At 64.7% G+C, this 20,037-nt stretch carries 9 protein-coding genes; all 9 read left to right on the top strand.

The window, feature by feature from the left end:
* The first annotated feature begins 182 nt into the window (after positions 1-182).
* The 9 genes from N0B15_RS16720 (at position 183) to N0B15_RS16760 (ending at position 20,017) form a co-directional block, all read left to right on the top strand.
* On the top strand, positions 183-1,811 hold the full coding sequence (locus N0B15_RS16720; RefSeq protein ID WP_263020852.1) for a glycoside hydrolase family 5 protein: 1,629 nt from the start codon (positions 183-185) through the stop codon (positions 1,809-1,811).
* A gap of 286 nt (positions 1,812-2,097) precedes the next feature.
* Positions 2,098-4,536 carry a fibronectin type III domain-containing protein gene (locus N0B15_RS16725; RefSeq protein WP_263020853.1) on the top strand — a complete coding sequence of 813 codons (2,439 nt, stop codon included), beginning with the start codon at positions 2,098-2,100 and terminating at the stop codon, positions 4,534-4,536.
* A 135-nt stretch (positions 4,537-4,671) separates the two neighbouring features.
* On the top strand, positions 4,672-7,569 hold the full coding sequence (locus N0B15_RS16730) for a cellulase family glycosylhydrolase (protein ID WP_263020854.1): 2,898 nt from the start codon (positions 4,672-4,674) through the stop codon (positions 7,567-7,569).
* A 279-nt stretch (positions 7,570-7,848) separates the two neighbouring features.
* Positions 7,849-8,871, top strand: coding sequence for a fibronectin type III domain-containing protein (locus tag N0B15_RS16735; protein WP_263020855.1), 1,023 nt, complete (start codon positions 7,849-7,851; stop codon positions 8,869-8,871).
* Positions 8,872-9,098: 227 nt separating this feature from the next.
* Positions 9,099-10,718: a glycoside hydrolase family 5 protein gene (locus N0B15_RS16740; protein WP_263020856.1), complete on the top strand. Its 1,620-nt coding sequence runs from the start codon at positions 9,099-9,101 to the stop codon at positions 10,716-10,718.
* Positions 10,719-10,844: 126 nt separating this feature from the next.
* Positions 10,845-13,430 (top strand): cellulase family glycosylhydrolase, encoded by a 2,586-nt coding sequence (locus N0B15_RS16745; protein WP_263020857.1) that lies wholly within the window; start codon positions 10,845-10,847, stop codon positions 13,428-13,430.
* Positions 13,431-13,697: 267 nt separating this feature from the next.
* The gene (locus tag N0B15_RS16750; protein WP_263020858.1) at positions 13,698-15,482 is read left to right on the top strand and encodes an endo-1,4-beta-xylanase; all 1,785 of its coding nucleotides are present in this window, start codon (positions 13,698-13,700) and stop codon (positions 15,480-15,482) included.
* Positions 15,483-15,949: 467 nt separating this feature from the next.
* Positions 15,950-17,431: a glycoside hydrolase family 5 protein gene (locus N0B15_RS16755; RefSeq protein ID WP_263020859.1), complete on the top strand. Its 1,482-nt coding sequence runs from the start codon at positions 15,950-15,952 to the stop codon at positions 17,429-17,431.
* 144 nt (positions 17,432-17,575) lie between these two features.
* Complete coding sequence (locus N0B15_RS16760; protein ID WP_263020860.1) at positions 17,576-20,017, top strand: cellulase family glycosylhydrolase; 2,442 nt, start codon at positions 17,576-17,578, stop codon at positions 20,015-20,017.
* The last annotated feature ends 20 nt before the right edge of the window (positions 20,018-20,037 follow it).

Genomic DNA, 20,037 nt, shown 5'->3' on the forward strand with positions numbered 1-20,037 from the left:
GAGACTCGCTCGAGTGTTCGCCAACCCACATATTGTTCGATACCTTTACGAAAAATTCATGTAGATGTTAAACTAAGCTAAGGTGTGTACAGGGTCATGATTTCTCCGGAGGAGTGTCGAACGAACTCGGCACACTCCGGGATGTACACGACTAGCACTCCCAGTGAGTGTTTCAACTAACCATGAGACAGAGGACGACATCCGAACGAGGAGCACAGTCTACGAGCGACCGGTTCGACGTCGGCGAGGCGTCCCGTCGTGACTTTTTGAAAGCCGCGGGTGTCGGGGCCGGTGCGTTGGCACTCGGCGTCTCGGCGAGCACCACCGCCGCGGCCGAACCCCAGATCTCGACGCCGTGGCTCCACGTCGACGGCAACCTCGTCAAAGACGAGGACGGGAACACGGTCAAACTGCGCGGGCTGAACATCGCCGACCCGAAGCGGATGAACACCGAGGCGGCGGCGATGGGCAAGACCGCAGAGCAGGCGGTCGACATGCTGACCGACCAGGACGAGGGCTGGTACCCGCGCGTGATCCGTATCCCCGTCCAGCCACAGGACATCGCCGAACTGATGCCCGGCCACATCGCCGGCCCATCCGATCCGATCGCCTTCACCGAGGCGGAACTGCTCGAGTACCTGGAGACGCACCTCGACCCAGTCATCGAGCAGTGTCGCCAGCGCGGCGTCTACGCCATCGTCGACTTCCACCGCCACTGGACCGGCGGCGACGGCTGGACTGGCGACTGGGACGACCCTCAGTACCAGGACGCCCTGTTCGAGGAGGTCGACATGTTCTGGGACATCGTCGCCCCCAGATACGCAGATCAGTCACACGTCCTCTACGAGGTCTACAACGAGCCAACGACGCCCGGAATCTGGGGTACGCCAGACGGCGGCGAACACGACAACTGGACGAACATCTGGCTCGAGTGGAAGGAGTTCTCCCAGCCGTGGGTCGACACCATCCGCGAGCACGCCGACAACATCGTGATCATCGGCTCGCCGAGCTGGACGCAGAGTCCGGAAGGTGCACTCGTCGAACCGTACGAGGGTGAAAACCTCGCCTACGCCTACCACATCTACCCCGGTCACACGGTGAGCGGAACCGACGACTGGGCCGGTCCTGGCCCGAACGGCGAGGGTGTCAACCACGTCTACGAGGAGTTCCCCCTGTTCGTCACCGAGTTCGGTTGGGACGACCTCAACGTGGTCGACCACGGCCACGATACCGCCCAGTACCTCGCGGGGACGACCTCCGAGTTCGGCGAACCGTTCATGGACTTCCTCGAGTCGAGCGACGCCATCAGCTGGACGGCGTGGTGTGCTCACCCGACGTGGCTCCCCGCGATGTTCTCCCGGCCGTTCCTCCCCGAGGACGCACCGGACGAACCCTACGACAACCCGTACGAAGACCCCATTCCGGAGTACTGTGAAGATCTCCCCTGTGAGTGGGACCTCCTCGGCGTCGACGACGGCGACTACGACGCCCACATGGGCGGCTACATCAAGGACGTCCTCGAGGAGTACAAAGACGACCTGATCCCCGGTGCGGAGACGCCTGGGAGCGGCAACGGTGACGACCCATCCGGTCTCGACGTCAACGGTGACGGCAACGACGCCCAGGACCTCACCGGTGACGGTCTCTACGAGGACATCACCGGCGACGGTAACCTCGGCTTCAACGACGTCGTGACGTTCTTCGAAGAGCACAACGGCGACGTCGTCCAGTCGAACGTCGAGTACTTCGACTTCTCGGGCAACGGCAGCGTCGGCTTCAACGACGTCGTCTCGCTGTTCGAGCGTCTGTAAGACGCTCGAGCTTACGAGACTCCCGTCTCGGAGTGTTCGAGATGCTCTAACGTCAGAACCGATCCTCACCACTTCTTTCGTTGGTCTCGTACCGGCCGGCAGACGGCGCTGTGAGACGCCGTCGACAGTCGGAAATCCATTCCTCGTCTCCAGTCGTCCGGCACGCATATTTGCGTCATTCTAGCAGTAATAATAATAGTGTACTAGTTCGAACTGAGTCCAGGGCCACGGTGTGATTCTCCCCCACCACTCGCTACCGCAACCCGGGGAGACGGCAAGAGTACCCATGACACAGGAATCCGATCCCACACGCACGAACCGACCGACACCGCTCTCGAGACGCCGGTTTCTCCAGACCAGTTTGCTCGCCGGGGCGGGGACGGTGCTCTCGAGCGGGGCGGCCGCGGCGTCGACGGACGCGGCCGAACTGTTCCACGCCGACTTCGAGTCGGTCGAGACGGGAGCCTACGAGCCGAGTCGCCTCGAGTGGGGCGGCAACGACCTCTCGGTCGTCTCCGAGGAGTTCCTCTCGGTCGAACGCGAGGAGTCGGGCAATCAGATTCTCGTCGGGCGGTTCCCCGAGGGTGTCGAGGGGGCAGGAAACGGTAACGGCGGCGGTGACTTCATCGTCGACCTGGGTGCGGCGTACGACGAACTCTACTGTGCCTACCGGATCAGGTTCGACGAGGGCTTCGAGTTCCACCAGCCGGGTGGGAAACTGCCCGGACTCGCCGGGACCGACGGCGAGAGCCGCTCGATCACCGGCGGTGACGTTCCCGACGGCGAGAACGGCTGGTCGGCGCGGATGATGTGGCGAGACCCGCCGAACCCAGACGACGGCGGCCTGGTGATGTTCTACACCTACCACCCCGACATGCCCGACGAGTACGGTGACAACCTCTACTGGGATCACGGCCCGTCGGGACAGGTCCACTTCCAGCCCGGCGAGTGGCACCTGATCGAACACCGCGTCGTGATGAACACCCCCGGTGAGAACGACGGGATACTCGAGGGCTGGTTCGACGGCGAGAAGGCCTACGAGAACCACGGGATGCGTTTCCGTGACACGGCCGACCTCGGCATCGACGACTTCTACTTCTCGCTGTTCTTCGGCGGTGGCCAGACCGACCACTGGGCGCACGACCGCGAGGAACAGATCGCCTTCGACGACGTGGTCGTCTCGAGCGAGCCGATCTGGCTCGACGACGACGAGCCACCCGCCGCCCCGGAGACGCTCGAGTCCGTCGACGTCGGCTCGACGAGTGTCGACCTCGCCTGGTCGGCCAGCGAGGACGCAGGCGGTTCCGGCCTGGCGGGTTACTGCCTCTACGCCAACGGCCGGCTTCGCGAGGAGGTGAGCGCGACCACCACGGAGGCGACCCTCGAGCGCCTCGTCGCGGGCACCGAACACGAACTCGCGGTCTCGGCGGTCGACCACGCGGGCAACGAGTCCGCGACGGCGACGGTCACCGTCGAGACCGAGCCGCTCGAGTCGACGACGCCGCCGTCGCGCCCGGCCGGACTCACGGTCACGGACCACCAGCTCGAGTGGCTCGACCTCGCGTGGGACCCCGCCGAGAGCGAGGTCGGCCTGGCTCACTACGAGGTGTCCGTCGACGGAACGCTCGAGCACCGACTCGAGCCGGAGACGACGGCAACGCGCGTGAGCGGACTCTCGCCCGATACGGCCTACGACCTCGCAGTGTCGGCGGTCGACCTCGCCGGAACCACCGGTGACCAGGCGACGCTCCGTACGGGGACGGCTCCCGTGCGTGCCGACGAGGACGCACTCGTCGTCCACCGCTTCGGTGCGGGTCGCTGGCCCGGTGAGAACGCCCTCGGCGAGTGGGCGGGCAGCGGGAACTTCCTGTCCGACGACGAACTCACCGACGCGCTCCGTCTCGAGTACGACGACAGCGGCTGGGTTCGCAGCTACGTCGACCGGGACGTCTCGGCGTACGACTACCTGACGCTCGTCGCTCGCGGCGACCGGGGTGGCGAGGAGAGTCACCTGGTGGTCGAACTCGACGGCGAGGGCGGGCGCCTCGTCGACCTCACCGACGACGCGGTGGGTACGACGCCGTCGGCGGTTCGAATCCCCCTCTCGAATCTGGGTGAGCCGTCGCTGGCCGACAACCTCTACATGAGCTTCACCGAGGGCGGGGCCGGTGCGCTCGAGTTCCTCGAGATCCGCTTCGAGACGGCGTTCGACCCCGCTGTTCCGGACGGGCCGAACCTGCCTGCGAATCTGGCCGTGACGGAGACGACGACCGAGTCGGTGACGCTCGCGTGGGACGAACCCGCGGGGTCGTTCTCACACTACGCCGTCTACGTCGACGGCCGCTATCGCACCTGGAGCGAGGACGAGCCGACGGCGACGGTCGACGGACTCGAGGCGGACACCGAGTACGAGTTCGCGGTGCGGACCATCGGGGCGAACGACGAAGAGTCCAGCCCCGCGACGCTCACGGTGCGGACCGAGTCGGACGAGGAGGACGCACTCGAGATTCACGCCGACGGCGTCACGTACACGCCGGCTGACCTGACCGGAGACGGCCTGTACGAGGACGTGACGGGCGACGGAACCCTCGGCTTCAACGACGTGGTGGTCTTCTTCGACAACCTCGACGACCCCGTGATCGTCGACAACCCGGCCAGATTCGACTTCAGCGGAACCGGCGATGTTGGCTTCGCCGACGTGATCGCGCTCTTCGAACTCGTCTAGGCACTCCCGTTTTTCGCCGTCCAATCCCTATATTTTCTCACCGACAGAAAAATTTAATTAACACTGGTGACGACTTCTATCGGACACGCCTACATGGGTGTGCAGGGTCAGACGAGCGGTCACACGAGAGTTACTATGAGAGACGATACGACACGACACGGACGGACGGAACAGCAAACGGACACGGGAGCGACCCGGCGTGACTTCCTGAAAGCGGCGAGTGCAGGTGCCGTGGCGACCGGTCTCGGTCTCGGGGCCGGTGCCGTCGGCACGGCGAGTGCCTCGAGCGGGATCAACACGCCGTGGCTCCACGTCGAGGGGAACACGGTGAAAGACCCCCTCGGGAACGAGGTCATCCTCCGCGGGGTGAACGTCCCGGACCCCAAACGGCTCAACGTCACCGCGCCAGCGCGTGGGAAGAACGCGGAGCAACTGATCGACATGGCGACGAGCGCCGACGATGGCTGGTACTCGCGGGTCGTCAGACTCCCGGTCCACCCCGGTGACATCGCCGAGTTACCGCCGGTGCCCGAAGCCGATGTCGACGTACACGTACCGCCGACGTTCACGCGAGAAGAACTCGAGACCTACATCGAAGACCACCTCGACCCGGCGGTCGAGCAGTGCTGGGACCGGGGCGTCTACTGTATCATCGACTACCACCGCCACTGGGGCGAGGGTGAACTCGAGTGGAACTACGGACCGCTCGACGAGGAGGTGCGGATGTTCTGGGACGTCGTCGCCAGCCACTACGACGACCACCCGCACGTCATCTTCGAGGTGTACAACGAACCGACGCTGCCCGGGATGTACGGCGAGTGGGGAACGGCAGACCTCGAGAACACCTGGCGCGAGTGGAAGGATACGGCCCAGCCCTGGGTCGACCAGATCCGCGAACACGCCCCCGACAACCTGATCATCATCGGTTCGCCGGGGTGGAGTTCCTCGCCGGAGGGGGCGATGATCGAGGAGTTCGACGGCGAGAACCTGATGTACGCCTACCACATCTACTCGGGTCACGGCCTGCGGAGTGAGGAGGACTTCGACGGCCGTGAGGAGGCCGAGGCGACGAACGGTGTCTGGGAACACGTTCCGGTGTTCTGTACCGAGTTCGGCTGGGAGACCCTGCGCCAGGGTGAAGCACCCGGGAGTGCGATCGAGTGGCTCGACGGCCAGACCGACGACTTCGGTGAGGCCATCTACAACTGGATGGACAACCGGCCGATCCACTGGACGGTGTGGTGTTTCGACATCACATGGCTCCCCTCGATGTTCGAGCGCGGATTCACCGACGAGGACCCGGTCGACGCGATGGGCGACCCCTACAGCGCGGAAGGCGTCCCCGAGGACTGCCCGGACCTCCCGTGTGAGTGGGACCTCTTGGGCGAGGACGTCGGCGCCTACGACGACTACATGGGCGCGTTCATGAAGGAGTGGCTCTACGACCGGCGCAACGACGACCTCCCGCAGGTCGACTACGACCCCTACCCGCCGGAAGTCCCCGAGGACCTGACCGTGATCGACGCCGACGAGCGGAGCGTCGACATCTCCTGGAGTCCGGTCGACTCACCCGGTGACTCGCCGTTCTCCCACTACAACGTCTACGTCGACGGCGAGAAACACACCGAGGTCACCGACACCGAGGTCACCGTCGACGACTTGCTCTCGGACACGACCTTCGAGATCGGCGTCTCCGGCGAGGACGGCACCGGCAACGTCTCCGAACCGGCGACGATCGAAGCGACGACCGAACCCATCGACGACGACACGCCACCGACGATTCCCGGCGGTCTCACCCTCGAGTCGCGAACCTACCACTCGCTGACCATCGAGTGGGAGGAGTCCGCGGCGAACGGCCCGGCGGACGTCTTCGAGTACGTCGTCTACGTCGACGGCGCAGAACACGAGCGCGTCCCCGACGGGACGACCACGACGACGCTCGAGGACCTCGATCCGTCGGCGCAGTACGAGGTCGCCGTCACGGCGTTCGACCGGGCGAGCAACGAGTCCGATCCGAACGCCATCGTCCTCGAGACGCGCTCGAACCGCGCGACCGAGAACGACCTGCTGATCAACGACTACGGTTCGGACTCGCCGTGGCCGAGTAGCAACATGCTCGACGAGTGGGTCGGCGGCGACTACGAGGGCGTCTCCGACGGAGTGCTCCGCCTCGAGTACGACGACATCTGGTGGTACGCGACGGGCGTCAACCGCGACATCACCGACCACGCCGAGTTGCGGCTGCTCGTCCGCGGTGACGAGGGCGGCGAAGAACGCGAGATCGACATCCGGTTCGCCGACCTCGACCAGTCGCTCGCGAGCCTCTCCGAGGATACGATCGGCACCGAGTTCGACGTCTTCATCATCGATCTCGAGGCCGCGGACGCCGATCTCACAGACCCCGGTCAGATCCAGTTCCAGACGGATATCGGAACCAGTGGTGCGATCGAGATCGACGAGATCTGGCTGGCTGCCGAGGACGACCCGGCAGACGGCATCGTCGACGAGGACCCAGACGTGGGCGCGGACGTCTCGCCACCGCACGCATTCACGGTCGAGTCGACCACGGAGTCGTCGGTGACCGTCTCGTGGGGTGTCGACGTGCCGGACGATGCCGACATCTACGTCGACTACTACAACGTCTACCTCGGCGGGAGTCACTACGCCGAAGTCGACGAGGGTGAGATCACGATCGACGGTCTCGACGCGGGAACGACCTACACCATCGGCGTCTCCGCTGTCGATCAGGACGGCAACACGACGACGGTGAGTACGATCCAGGCGACGACCGACGGCGGCGAGGAACCGGCGGGTCTCGACGTCACCGGTGACGGCAACGCGGCGCAGGACCTCACTGGCGACGGACTCTACGAGGACATCACTGGCGACGGGAACTTCGGGTTCAACGATGTCGTGACGTTCTTCGAAGAACACGACGGCGACGTCGTCCAGAACAACGTCGAGTACTTCGACTTCAGCGACAGCGGCAGTGTCGGGTTCAACGACGTGGTTGCGTTGTTCGAGCGGCTGTAAGCCGCTCGGGCGTACGAGACGCCCGTCCCGTAGTGTTCGAACGGCTGTAAGCCGTTCGTGCGAGCAACGCTTCGATTTGCGTTGTTCGAGCGTCTGTGAGACGGGTGAGCCAGCACGATTCTGACTTGCGTTGCTCGAGACCCTTGGCAACGATCAGTACTCGAGTGGAACAGAGGAAAAAAGTTAATTACTCTCGACGGCAGTGTGTAATCGAACACCTTCGATCGTGTACCCGGCGGTCTGATCTGGGGACAGAGCGGTCGGGGAGGACACACAGTCATGAGAGAGACGGACACACCTTCGAACGGAGACGAACAGCCTTCGACGCAGCCAGTCGTCGCTAGCCGACGCGACGTGTTGAGAACCGCAGCGACCAGTGCGCTCGTCGCCTCCCTCGGCGTCGCTGGCGTCACCACAGCCAGCGCCGTCGAAGACGGTGACGACGCCGACGATGCGGGTATCGTCGACTACGACCTGGGAACGTCGCGCTACGCCGTCGGCGACCCGGAGGGTCTCCCGGAGATCCTCTTCGGGGACGACCTCGAGATTCGCGGAACGATCTGGCTCCCCACGACGAACTGTCACACGGTAGAGCTCGTCGACCTCGAGTACGACACGGAACGCAGCCACCTGACGATGACCGTCGCCGACGGTCTCGAAGACCACGTCGACGACGAGAGCGACTGTTCAGACACGCAGGTACCGATCCGCTACACCCTCACCGTCGACTTCGAAGACGGGCTACCAGAGACCGTCACCGCCATCGAAGACGACGCCGAGACGACCCGTCAGCTGACGGTCGCGAGCGACGGGAGCGCCCTCCCGCCCGCGCCGAGTTCACTCGAGGCGGTCTCGGTGACCGACTCCGCGGCCGAACTCGAGTGGGACGGCGACGCTGACGCGTACGCGGTGTACGTCGACGGCGACCTCGCCACGGAGGTCGACGAGACGGCGGCGACGGTCGACGGTCTCGAGTCGGACGCGACCTACGAGGTGGCCGTGACGGCAGTCGACGGCGACGGCGTCGAGTCGATGCCCGCGACGACCACCGTCACGACCGAGGAGGGCGAGGGGGCGTTCGAGCTAGACGTCAACGGTGACGGCAACCCGGCGCAGGACCTCACCGGAGACGGTCTCTACGAGGACATCACTGGCGACGGGAATCTCGGGTTCAACGACGTGGTGACGTTCTTCGAAGAGCACAACGGCGATACGATCCAGAACAACGTCGAGTACTTCGACTTCAGCGGCAACGGCGGCGTCGGCTTCAACGACGTCGTCGCCCTCTTCGAACGGCTGTAAGGCGTTCGACCTCGCTGGGATCCGCTCAGAGGTGTTCGAACGGCTGTAAACGCTTCGTACCGTATTTTCCGTCGCCGCACGGACCTGAGCAGTGCTTCGCCGGTCTCGATTCGATGGGCGGGTTTAATTTTATACTGGGTAGGAAGATTTAATCTCGTAGGTCCCCACTCGGTGAACGAAACCGAGCGCGCCCCGGCGGCCGATGGGGCCAGATCGAGTACACGACGATGACAGAGAGAGATACCTTTCACGAGACGGACGTGCCGAACGGCGGCGACGGGTACCGACCGACGCGCCGAACCGTGCTGAAAGCAGTCGGGACGGGGGCACTCGCGACCGGACTGGCCGCTGGCGCTAGCTCGAGTGTGAGCGCCCAGGGGAGCGGTCCCGGACAGGACATTTCGACGCCGAAGCTCTCGGTCGACGGCAACAAACTCGTCGACCCGGAGGGGAACGTCGTCAAACTGCGCGGTCTCAACATCGCCGACCCGCGCCGGATCGACGCGACTGCCCCCTCGAGAGGGAAGAACGCGGTCCAGACCATCGACTACCTCACTGACCAGGACGAGGGCTGGTACCCGCGCGTGATCCGTATTCCAACCCAGCCGGGGGACATCGGCGGCCTGCCGCCGGTCCCCGTCGCCGACTGGCAGTATCCCGAGCCGCCGTCGTTCGACGAGGACGACCTGGTCGCTTACTGTGAGAACCACCTCGATCCGGTCGTCGAGCGCTGTGCCGAGCGGAACGTCTACGCCATCATCGATTACCACCGCCACTGGGGCGGCGGGGCGCTCCAGTGGAACGATCCCGTCCTCGACGAGGAGGTGCGCATGTACTGGGACTACGTGGCCGAACGCTACGCCGACGAGGACCACGTCATCTTCGAGGTGTACAACGAGCCGACGTCGCCACAGCTGGCCGGTCAACTGGTCGACGCCGACGGAAACATCCACGAGGACTGGCTCGAGTGGCTCGAGGTGGCCCAGCCGTGGGTCGACATCATCCGCGAGTACTCCGACAACGTCATCCTCATCGGCTCGCACAACTACAGCCAGCGACCCGAGGCGGCGGTGCTAGCGCCCTTCGAGGGTGAGAACCTCGCCTACACCTACCACATCTACCCGCAACACCAGATCAGCCAGCACCAGGGTTGGGACGAGTACGACACAGCCCTCGAGAGCGTCGTCACGCCCGACGGGACGCCGGTCTACGAGGAACACCCGCTGTTCGTCACCGAGTTCGGCTGGGAGGACGGGAACCTCGACACCTTCTACCTCCTCCAGGGGACACGTGAGGAGTTCGGCGATCCGTTCCTCGAGTTCTTAGAATCGAGCGACGCGATTAGCTGGACGGCGTGGTGTGCCGATCCGATCTGGCGACCCGTGATGTTCACGCGTGGCTACCTCGACGAGGACCCGTTCGATCCGATCGACGAGGACGCCATCGGCGACCCCTACAGCGAACCGGTCGAAGAGCACTGTCCCGACCTGCCGTGTGACTGGGAACTCCTGTCCGCAGACCACGGCGAGTTCATGGGCGAGGTCATTCGCGCCCACCTCGAGGAGTACAAAGACCACGGGATTCCGTTGGCCGAGGGAGGTCCGGAGCCGGGCAACGGTGGCGAAGAACTCGACGTGACGGGCGACGGCAACCCGGCGCAGGACCTGACGGGTGACGGGCTCTACGAGGACGTGACGGGTGACGGGAACCTCGGGTTCAACGACGTCGTCACGTTCTTCGAAGAACACGACGGCGACGTCGTCCAGAACAACGTCGAGTACTTCGATTTCTCGGGCAGCGGCAGCGTCGGCTTCAACGACGTGGTCGCCCTCTTCGAACGGCTGTAGGGCGTCCGAACCCCCAGGGACCGTCCCCACCGATACGTTTATTTCTAAACCATCGAAGCAATTTTATAGTCTGTGGGGGATGATAACACAACCTGCAGAGACGGGTGTGCTCTGTGGGTGTATTCCATGAGACGACATCGACCGACGACCTCGAGTGACGAATCGAGCGCCCTCCTCGGTGGGACGAGACGCGACTTCCTGAAGGCGACCGCGGGTGCAGGTGCGGTGCTCGCCGGGTTGGGTGTCGGTGCGAGCGGGACGGCATCGGCGGGCATCCCGACGCCGCGGCTCCACGTCGACGGCAACCTCGTGAAAGACCCCGACGGGAACACGGTGGTGCTCCGCGGGCTCAACATGGCCGACCCGAAGCGGCTGAACGTCACTGCGCCAGCGCGCGGGAAGAACGCCGAACAGGTCGTCGACTTCCTCACCGACGAGAGCCAGGGCTGGTACCCGCGGATCATCCGCGTTCCCGCCCAGCCGACGGACATCGGCGAGCACGAACCCGGCCACTCCGGCGGCCCGCCGGAGCCGGTGGCGTTCACCGAAGCCGAACTCCTCGAGTACTTAGAGACCCACTACGACCCGGTCGTCGAACAACTGCGCCAGCGCGGCGTCTACATGATCGTCGACTTCCACCGCCACTGGGAGGGACTCGAGTGGGACACGCCAGCGCTGTCTGACGAAGTCGAGCTGTTCTGGGACGTCGTCGCCGAGCGATACGCCGATCGGGATCACGTCCTCTTCGAGGTGTACAACGAGCCGACCGAGCCGGGAATGTGGGGCGACCCGACCGAGATGGAGGGTGTCGCAGAGACCTGGCGCGAGTGGAAGGAGACGGCCCAGCCGTGGGTCGATACGATTCGCGAGCACGCGGACAACATCGTCCTCATCGGCTCGCCGAGCTGGACCCAGAGTCCCGAGGGCGTCTACATCGAACCGTTCGACGGCGAGAACCTCGCCTATACCTACCACATCTACGCGGGCCACCCCGTCAGCGGGGACCAGGCGTGGGCCGAGGCGGCGGGCAACGGCGAGGGAACCGACGGTATCTACGAGGAGGTTCCCCTCTTCGTCACCGAGTTCGGCTGGGAGACCAACAACGTCAGCCACCAGGTGCTCCAGGGCCAGACGAGCGACTTCGCCGATCCCTTCTTCGAGTGGCTCGAGTCGAGCGACGGCATCCACTGGACGGCGTGGTGCGCAGATCCCGTCTGGCGGCCGGTCATGTTCAGCAGGCCGTTCATCGGCGAGGACCCGGCGAACCCCGAGGACGTCGACTCTATCGGACACGTCTACGAGGATCCGATTCCGGAACACTGTCCGAACCTCCCGTGTGAGTGGGAACTGCTCGGCGGCGAGCACTACGCGGGCGAGTACGTCAAAGCGTTCCTCGAGGAGTACAAAGACGAGGACCTCCCCGGGGCGGCCTACGACACCGTTGCCCCGCCCTCGCCGCCGGGACTCGAGGTCACCTCGGCGTCGTTCACCGAACTCGACCTCGCGTGGGAGGCTGTGGACGACTCGGGTGAGGCCGGAATGTCTCACTACAACGTCTACGTCGACGGCGACCACCACGCGTCGGTGTACGACGGAACGGAGACGACGCTCACCGGACTGACCGCGGAGACCGACTACGAAATCGCGGTCACCGCCCAGGACCGGGCGGGCAACGAGTCCGGCGAGTCGACGGTTTCGGCGAGTACGGAGTCGTTCGAGGACGATACGCCACCGACGCCGCCGTCGAGTCTCGAGGTGCTCGAGGTCTCCCAGTCGAGTGTCACCCTCGAGTGGGACGCGGCCGAACCGGGCGGTGACGCCTGGCTGACCGGTTACCGGATCGCTGTCGACGGCGCGTTCGACCACGAGGTCGGCGAGGAGACGACGGAGACGACGGTCGTCGGCTTGCAGTTCGAGACGAGCTACGAGTTCGCCGTGACCGCAGTCGACGCGGCGGGCAACGAGTCGGAGTCGGTCACCGTCTCGGCGACGCCGACCTCACACCCCGACCAGGAGCCGTTCAACGGCCCGCACACGATTCCGGGCCGCGTCGACGCCGTCGACTTCGACCAGGGTGGTGAGGGCATCGCCTTCGAGACGGAGGGGGGCGGCGGGAGCGGCTACCGCGACGACCAGGCGGGGATGGAACAGACCCCCGGCGGGGGCTACCACCTCGCGTTCATCGAGTCGGGCGACTGGTGGGAGTACACCGTCGAGGTCGAAGGTCCCGGCACCTACGAGGTGAGCGTCGGCGTCGCGAGTGCCGACGGCTTCGACGGCGGGGCGCTCGACGTCTACGTCAACGACCAGGTCGTCGACAGCATCGTCTTCGATTCGACCGGCGGCTGGCACGAGTTCGAGGCGGTCGAGGGCGGCGAGGTCGACCTCGAGGCGGGGCTCAACATCGTCCGTATCCAGACGACGGCCGACGAGTTCAACTTCCAGTGGTTCGAGTTCGACGGCGAGCCCGGAGAGATCGACGAGCCAGTCGACCTCGACGTGAGCGGCGACGGCAACCCGGCCCAGGACCTGACCGGTGATGGTCTCTACGAGGACATCACTGGCAACGGCCAGCTCGGCTTCAACGACGTCGTGACGTTCTTCGAAGAGCACAACGGCGACGTCGTCCAGAACAACGTCGACTACTTCGACTTCAGCGGCAGTGGGAGCGTCGGCTTCAACGACGTCGTCGAACTCTTCGAGATGCTGTAGGTCCGGCCCGGAAACCGCGTTTTCCCCTCCTGTGTGCGCGTCGACGACCCTCCCGTCACCGCCGATCCTGCCGGCGCGTCGTACGACCGCCACCGACTGCCGTATGCCACCTTCAACATTATATTACCCGCTCGAGAATATTAGATCAAGACAATAAAACCTTAAGTTTGTCCGGTGTTTACTCGAGGTAGTCACGAGGCGGGACAGGTACGGCTGTGGGCGTGGGTCCGCGGCCGATGGCTGACAGCACAACTCACTACGAAACCTATGACAACCAACGATCGAACGGAAACGGGCGACAGCGGCGAGCAAACGACGGTTCATCCTCCGCGCCACCGCGGACCGTCCCGCTCACCCACCGACGAGAGCACCGCAGACTCGAGCGACGGACTGCTCGGGTCGATCGAGCGACGCGATTACCTCCGTGCGATGGGTGCGGCGGGACTGCTCGGCGCACTCGGTGCCGGAAGCGCGCCAGCAGCCAGCGCCTACTACTCACCGCGAGGCGAGTGGGAGGCCGACGCCGACGCGCGCATTCAGGAACACCGCACGAGCGACGTCGACATCGTCGTCGAAGACGGCAACGGCAACGCCGTCTCGGGTGCCGACGTCTCTATCGAGATGCAGGAGCACGATTACGGCTTCGGGACGGCCGTCGCCGCCGAACTCGTCACTCGCGGGACGATCTGGGGCGAACAGCAACACTCCGAGTCCGACGCCGAGCAGTATCGTGAGTACATCCCGGAACTGTTCAACAAGGTCGTCTTCGAGAACCTCCACAAGTGGGGTATCTACGAGGACAACCAGGAGATTGCAGACGAGACGGTCGAGTGGATGCGCGACCGCGACCTCGAGATTCGCGGCCACGTCTGTCTCTGGGGCAACGTCGACGCGTGGGCGATTCCGCCGGACGTCGTCGAGGCGATGGGTGTCGACTGGCAGAACGGTCACGAGGACTTCACCGCGCCGGACCACGACCCCGACTACGTCGTCGACCGCTCGATGGAGCACATCGAGACGATCATCGAACACTACGGCAACGACATCGCCGAGTGGGAGGTCGTCAACGAAGTGATCCACGAGACCGAGATGATCGAGGCTGTCGACGGCCACGGTGTCGACCCCGTCGAGGCACCGATCCTCGCCGACTGGTACCTGAAGGCCCAGGAAGTCGCAGACCAGTACGACATTCCGATCGCCGTCAACGACTACAACACGCTCGTCGGTCCGTACCAGAACACCCGCGACGACTACAACCGACAGATCGAGTTCCTCCTCGACAACGGTGTCGACTTAGACGGCATCGGCTTCCAGTGTCACTTCGGTGACTTCGAGCGTATCACCTCCGCTGAGATCATGGATGCGCTCGACGACTACTCCCAACACGGCGTCCGTCTCCGTGCGACGGAGTTCGACACCTTCCAGGGCGACTGGACGCGCGAGGAGCAGGCAGACTACCTCTACGAGTTCATGAAGACGTTCTTCAGCCACCCCAACACGGACGACTTCCTCATCTGGGGCTTCTGGGACGGCGAGCACTGGGGGCCGGATGCGGGCGGCAACGCCGACGCGCCGCTGTTCGAGGAAGACTGGACGCCCAAACCAGCCTACGACGTCTGGATGGACCTGGTCTTCGACGAGTGGTGGACCGACGAGTCCGGCACCACCGACACCAGCGGCACGTTCTCCACCACGGCGTTCCTCGGCGAGCACGAGGTCACCGTCTCCGCCGGCGGCGAGACGACCACCGAAACCGTCTACATCGACGACTCGAGTTCGACGACCATCACCATCAACACCGACGGTGAAGGACCCGGACCGGACCCCGACGGACTCGACGTCAACGGCAACGGCATGGACGCCCAGGACCTCACCGGTGACGGTCTCTACGAGGACATCACCGGCGACGGGAACCTCGGGTTCAACGACGTCGTGACGTTCTTCGAAGAACACAACGGCGACGTCGTCCAGTCGAACGTCGAGTACTTCGACTTCTCCGGCAGCGGAAGCGTCGGCTTCAACGACGTCGTCTCGCTGTTCGAACGGCTGTAGGCCGTTCGAGCTCGCTGAGCTTCGCTCAGGGGGTGTTCGAGATGCTCTAACGCTCGAGTCGACTGTCCGCCATCCGAGTCGACGCACCATCGACTCACCGTGCCTTTTCGGTTTTCGCCCTCCACCGTCGAGCGCCGTCCTCACTCTGTGGAGGTCTACGGTGGCCGTGTACACACCATCGCAACCCGCTCGAGCGAGCAGACGGACGAGCAGTCACACGCACGACGCGCGGCCCGCGATAGTTACGACGAACGAATCGACGCCGACCACTCGAGTGCCATACATGTCTCCAGCGTCGACGGGTCCATTCCATTGTGGCTGGTGTTGCTCCCAGAAGCACTGGTATAGCCGCCACTGTAGCCAAACGATTCTGTCACCACGCCTATAGTGACACAGTAAGTTTTCAATAGTTTATATCCTATAGAGATAAAAATTTAACACAGACGAATTTGAATATACTGCCGCCTATGGCACAGGATGGCACTTCGCTGGCAGCAGACGATGCTGGCGATGACCGACACGACACGACGCGACGAACGTTTATGAAAGCAGCGGGGGCCGGCGTAGGGGCCCTCGCCCTCGGCGGGTTCTCCGGATCGGCGACGGCATCGGTCGGTAACCCGACGCCCCGACTCAGCACCGACGGCAAGTGGATCGTCAACCCCGACGGCGAGCGGGTCAAACTCCGTGGCTTCTCGACGGCGAGCCTCGATTTCACCGAGATTGGCCACTCAGAGGGGTGGATCCCCTACTCCGTCGAGGAGGTTCTGGAGCGAGCGACAGACGGCGAGAAGTGGCACCCCAACACGGTTCGCATCCCGATCACCGAAGACCCGGTCCACGACCACGGGATGGACTACGTCGTCGAGGACCTCCTGCGGCCGGCGATCGACTACCTCGCCGACCGCGGCGTCTACGCGATGATCGACTTCCACCTCATCCGTCCCTACGTCGAGGCTCGAGCCAACGCCGAAGGGATGACCGAAGACGGCTGGGCCGACGACGACTACAGCCACGGCTTCAACCCTGACGTCGAGACCGACGACCTCCTCGTCGAGTTCTGGGACGCGGTCGCCCCGGAGTTCGCCGACGACGAACACGTCATCTACGAACTGTACAACGAACCGACGCTCCCGGTCGCCTGGTCGACCTACGGCGACTACGGACCGGAGGTCACGAGTCGCGAAGACTCCTGGCTGCTCTGGCGTGACGTCGCCCAGCCCTGGGTCGACCTGATCCGCGAGCACGCCCCCGAGACGCCGATCATCATCGGCTCCCCCCACTGGACCTCCGAGACGCAGTTCGCCCCGGAGTACCCATTCGAGGGCGAGAACCTCATCTACGCCAGTCACATCTATCCGGACAACGGCTACCCCGGGGAGTTCGACGAGGAGTACGGCGCACCCGCAGAAGAGGTGCCCGTCGTCTGTACGGAGTTCGGCTGGGACCCCGACGAGGAGTTCCGCGAGACCGTCGAGTTCGGCACCACGAGTGAGTGGGGTTCGCCCTTCATCGAGTGGCTCGAGTCCTACGACAACATGGGCTGGCAGGCCTGGTGTTTCGACTGGGCGTGGCAACCGACGTTCTTCGACGAAACCAGCGATGGCTGGGAGCTGAAAGACGGCGAAGAACAGATGGGCTGGTACATCCGGGACGTACTCGAGGACACTAAAGACGACATGATCGTCGGTGAGAGTGATGGAGACGATGACGATGACGCCCCATCCAATCTCGACGTCACCGGCGACGGCAACCCTGCCCAGGACCTCTCGGGTGACGGTCTCTACGAGGACATCACCGGTGACGGTAACCTCGGCTTCAACGATGTCGTCGAGTTCTTCGAGAACCACGACGGTGACGTCGTCCAGAACAACGTCGAGTACTTCGACTTCTCCGGCAGCGGCAGCGTCGGTTTCAACGACGTCGTCGCCCTCTTCGAGATGCTCTAGTCACCACTCAGTCGTCTGCGTCTACGCCGTTCGAACCACTGGCGCGCTCGACCACCGGGCTCGAGTGCCCAATGGCTATCACCTCACCGATATTTGATGAACGAACGATACAGTTATTCTATTCCTACACAGTTACGATTAAAAATGGACGTGAACAACACGCAACAGCGATCGGATGGATCGACACGACGAACGTTCCTGAAGGCGGCCGGGACCGGTCTCGGTGGTCTCGCCATCGGCGGTCTCTCGAGCAGCGCCGGGGCGGTCGGGATTCCGACACCCAGACTCCACACGGAGGGGAAGTGGATCGTCGACCCCGACGGCAACCCGGTTACGCTCCGCGGATTCGCGACCGCGGGGCTGGGATACATGTCCTACGACTGGTATCCACGGACCGTCGAGGAGGTGCTCAACCACGCCGTCGACGGCGAGACGTGGCACCCGAACATGATCCGTCTGCCCTGCGGTCTCGGCGGCATCCGGGACTACGGCGGCATCGAACCCTTCGTCGAGGAGGTGCTCAGACCGGCGGTCGACCTGCTCTACGCACGTGGCGTCTACGCGATGATCGACTTCCACCTCATCATGCCGTACACGCAGGAGGCGATCGACGACTACAACGAGGAGACCGACGAGGACGACCAGTACGACCCCATCGACGAGGTGATGGAGTGGTTCTGGGACGTCGTCGCCCCGGAGTTCGCCGACGACGAACACGTCCTCTACGAACTGTTCAACGAACCGACCTACCCGTACATCTGGGACGAGTACGGCCAGGAGGTCGACCGCGAGGAGTCCTGGCTGCTCTGGCGCGACGTCGCCCAGCCGTGGGTCGACCTCGTACGCGAACACGCCCCCGAGACGCCCATCGTCATCGGCTCTCCCGGCTGGACCTCCGAGACACAGTGGGCACCCGAGTACCCCTTCGAGGGTGAGAACCTCGTCTACGCCAGCCACATCTACCCCGCCAACGGCGACCCCGACGAGTTCGACGAGGAGTACGGCGCACCCGCCGAGGAGGTGCCCGTCATCTGCACCGAGTTCGGCTGGGACCCCGACAGCTGGGACGTCGACGAGGGGTCGACCACCGAGTGGGGCGCGCCCTTCCGCGAGTGGATGGACTCCTACGAGAACATGGGCTGGCAGGCCTGGTGTTTCGACGACACCTGGGCACCCACCTTCTTCGACTCACCCGACGAGGGCGTCGGCGTCCCCTGGGAACTCAAAGACGACGAGGAGCAGATGGGCTGGTTCATCCGCGAGTGGCTCGCAGAGACCAGAGACGACGGGCTTCCGGCCGACCAGCTCGGCGACGACGTGCCGCCGGAGCCACCGAGCGACCTCACCGTCACGCGGGCCGCCGAAATCGCCGCCGACCTCGAGTGGGAGCCTGCCACCGACCCCGGAGACGCGGGCGTCGTCCTCTACAACGTCTTCCTCGACGGCGAGTTCTCCCACGATGTCGTCGCCGCGAGCGGAACCGAGACGACCATCGACGGTCTCGAGCCTGGCCGAAGCTACGAGGTGACGGTGACGGCGGTCGACCGCGTCGGCAACGAATCCGACGAGGCGGCCGTGACGGTCGACACCATTCCCTACGGGACGGGCCAGACACCGTTCGACGGCCCGAACGAGGTCCCCGGACGCATCCAGGCCGAGGACTTCGACGAGGGCGGTCCCGGTACCGCCTACTCCGTCACCGCCGACTCACCCGCCGACACCGACTACCGCGAGACGACCGTCCCGCTCGAGGAGAACGGCACCTCCGGCTACAACATCGGCTTCCTCGACACCGGCGAGTGGTGGGAGTACACCGTCGACGTCGAGACCAGTGGTACCTACGACATCTCGGTCAACGTCGCCTCCGAGAACCCCGAAGGTGGGGCGCTCCGGGTCGAACTCGACCGCGAGGAAGTCGCGAGCACCACCGTCTGGCACACCGGCGGCTGGGCCGACTGGACCGAGGTCCGCGTCGGTGCCGCCGACATCCCGGCGGGACGCCACATCGTCCGCGTCTCCGTCGAGGCCGACGGGTGGAACTTCGACTGGCTCGAGTTCGACCTGGACGAAGCCCACGACGACTTCCCCGACGAACCCGACGCTCCCTCGAACCTCACCTCGCCAGCCCAGACCGAGACGAGCGTCGACCTCGCGTGGGACGCCGTCGAGGACGCAGACACCTACGCCGTCTACGTCGACGGCTCGCTCGACCACGAGGTCGACGGCCTGCGGACGAGTACGACCGTCGAGGGCCTCTCGGCAGGAACGGCCTACGTCGCCGGCGTCTCCGCGATCGGGACCGACGGCGCGGCGTCCCCACTCGAGACGATCAGCGTCTCGACCGAGGGCGGGGAGGACTCCGTCGACCTCGACGTCACCGGCGACGGCAACCCCGCCGGGGACCTGACGGGTGACGGACTCTACGAGGACGTGACGGGTGACGGCCAGCTGGGCTTCAACGACGTCGTCACGTTCTTCGAAGAACACGACGGCGACGTCGTCCAGTCGAACGTCGAGTACTTCGACTTCTCGGGCAGCGGCAGCGTCGGCTTCAACGACGTCGTCGCCCTCTTCGAGCGCCTGTAGACGCTCGAGCACGCGCGGTC

Source organism: Natronobiforma cellulositropha (assembly GCF_025629245.1).
In the GTDB taxonomy this organism is placed as follows: Archaea; Halobacteriota; Halobacteria; order Halobacteriales; family Natrialbaceae; genus Natronobiforma; species Natronobiforma cellulositropha.

Bases quoted from the DNA above. Each gene is read 5' to 3' on its own strand.
- N0B15_RS16720 (WP_263020852.1), top strand. From the start codon at position 183: ATGAGACAGAGGACGACATCCGAACGAGGAGCACAGTCTACGAGCGAC.
- N0B15_RS16725 (WP_263020853.1), top strand. From the start codon at position 2,098: ATGACACAGGAATCCGATCCCACACGCACGAACCGACCGACACCGCTC.
- N0B15_RS16730 (WP_263020854.1), top strand. From the start codon at position 4,672: ATGAGAGACGATACGACACGACACGGACGGACGGAACAGCAAACGGAC.
- N0B15_RS16735 (WP_263020855.1), top strand. From the start codon at position 7,849: ATGAGAGAGACGGACACACCTTCGAACGGAGACGAACAGCCTTCGACG.
- N0B15_RS16740 (WP_263020856.1), top strand. From the start codon at position 9,099: ATGACAGAGAGAGATACCTTTCACGAGACGGACGTGCCGAACGGCGGC.
- N0B15_RS16745 (WP_263020857.1), top strand. From the start codon at position 10,845: ATGAGACGACATCGACCGACGACCTCGAGTGACGAATCGAGCGCCCTC.
- N0B15_RS16750 (WP_263020858.1), top strand. From the start codon at position 13,698: ATGACAACCAACGATCGAACGGAAACGGGCGACAGCGGCGAGCAAACG.
- N0B15_RS16755 (WP_263020859.1), top strand. From the start codon at position 15,950: ATGGCACAGGATGGCACTTCGCTGGCAGCAGACGATGCTGGCGATGAC.
- N0B15_RS16760 (WP_263020860.1), top strand. From the start codon at position 17,576: ATGGACGTGAACAACACGCAACAGCGATCGGATGGATCGACACGACGA.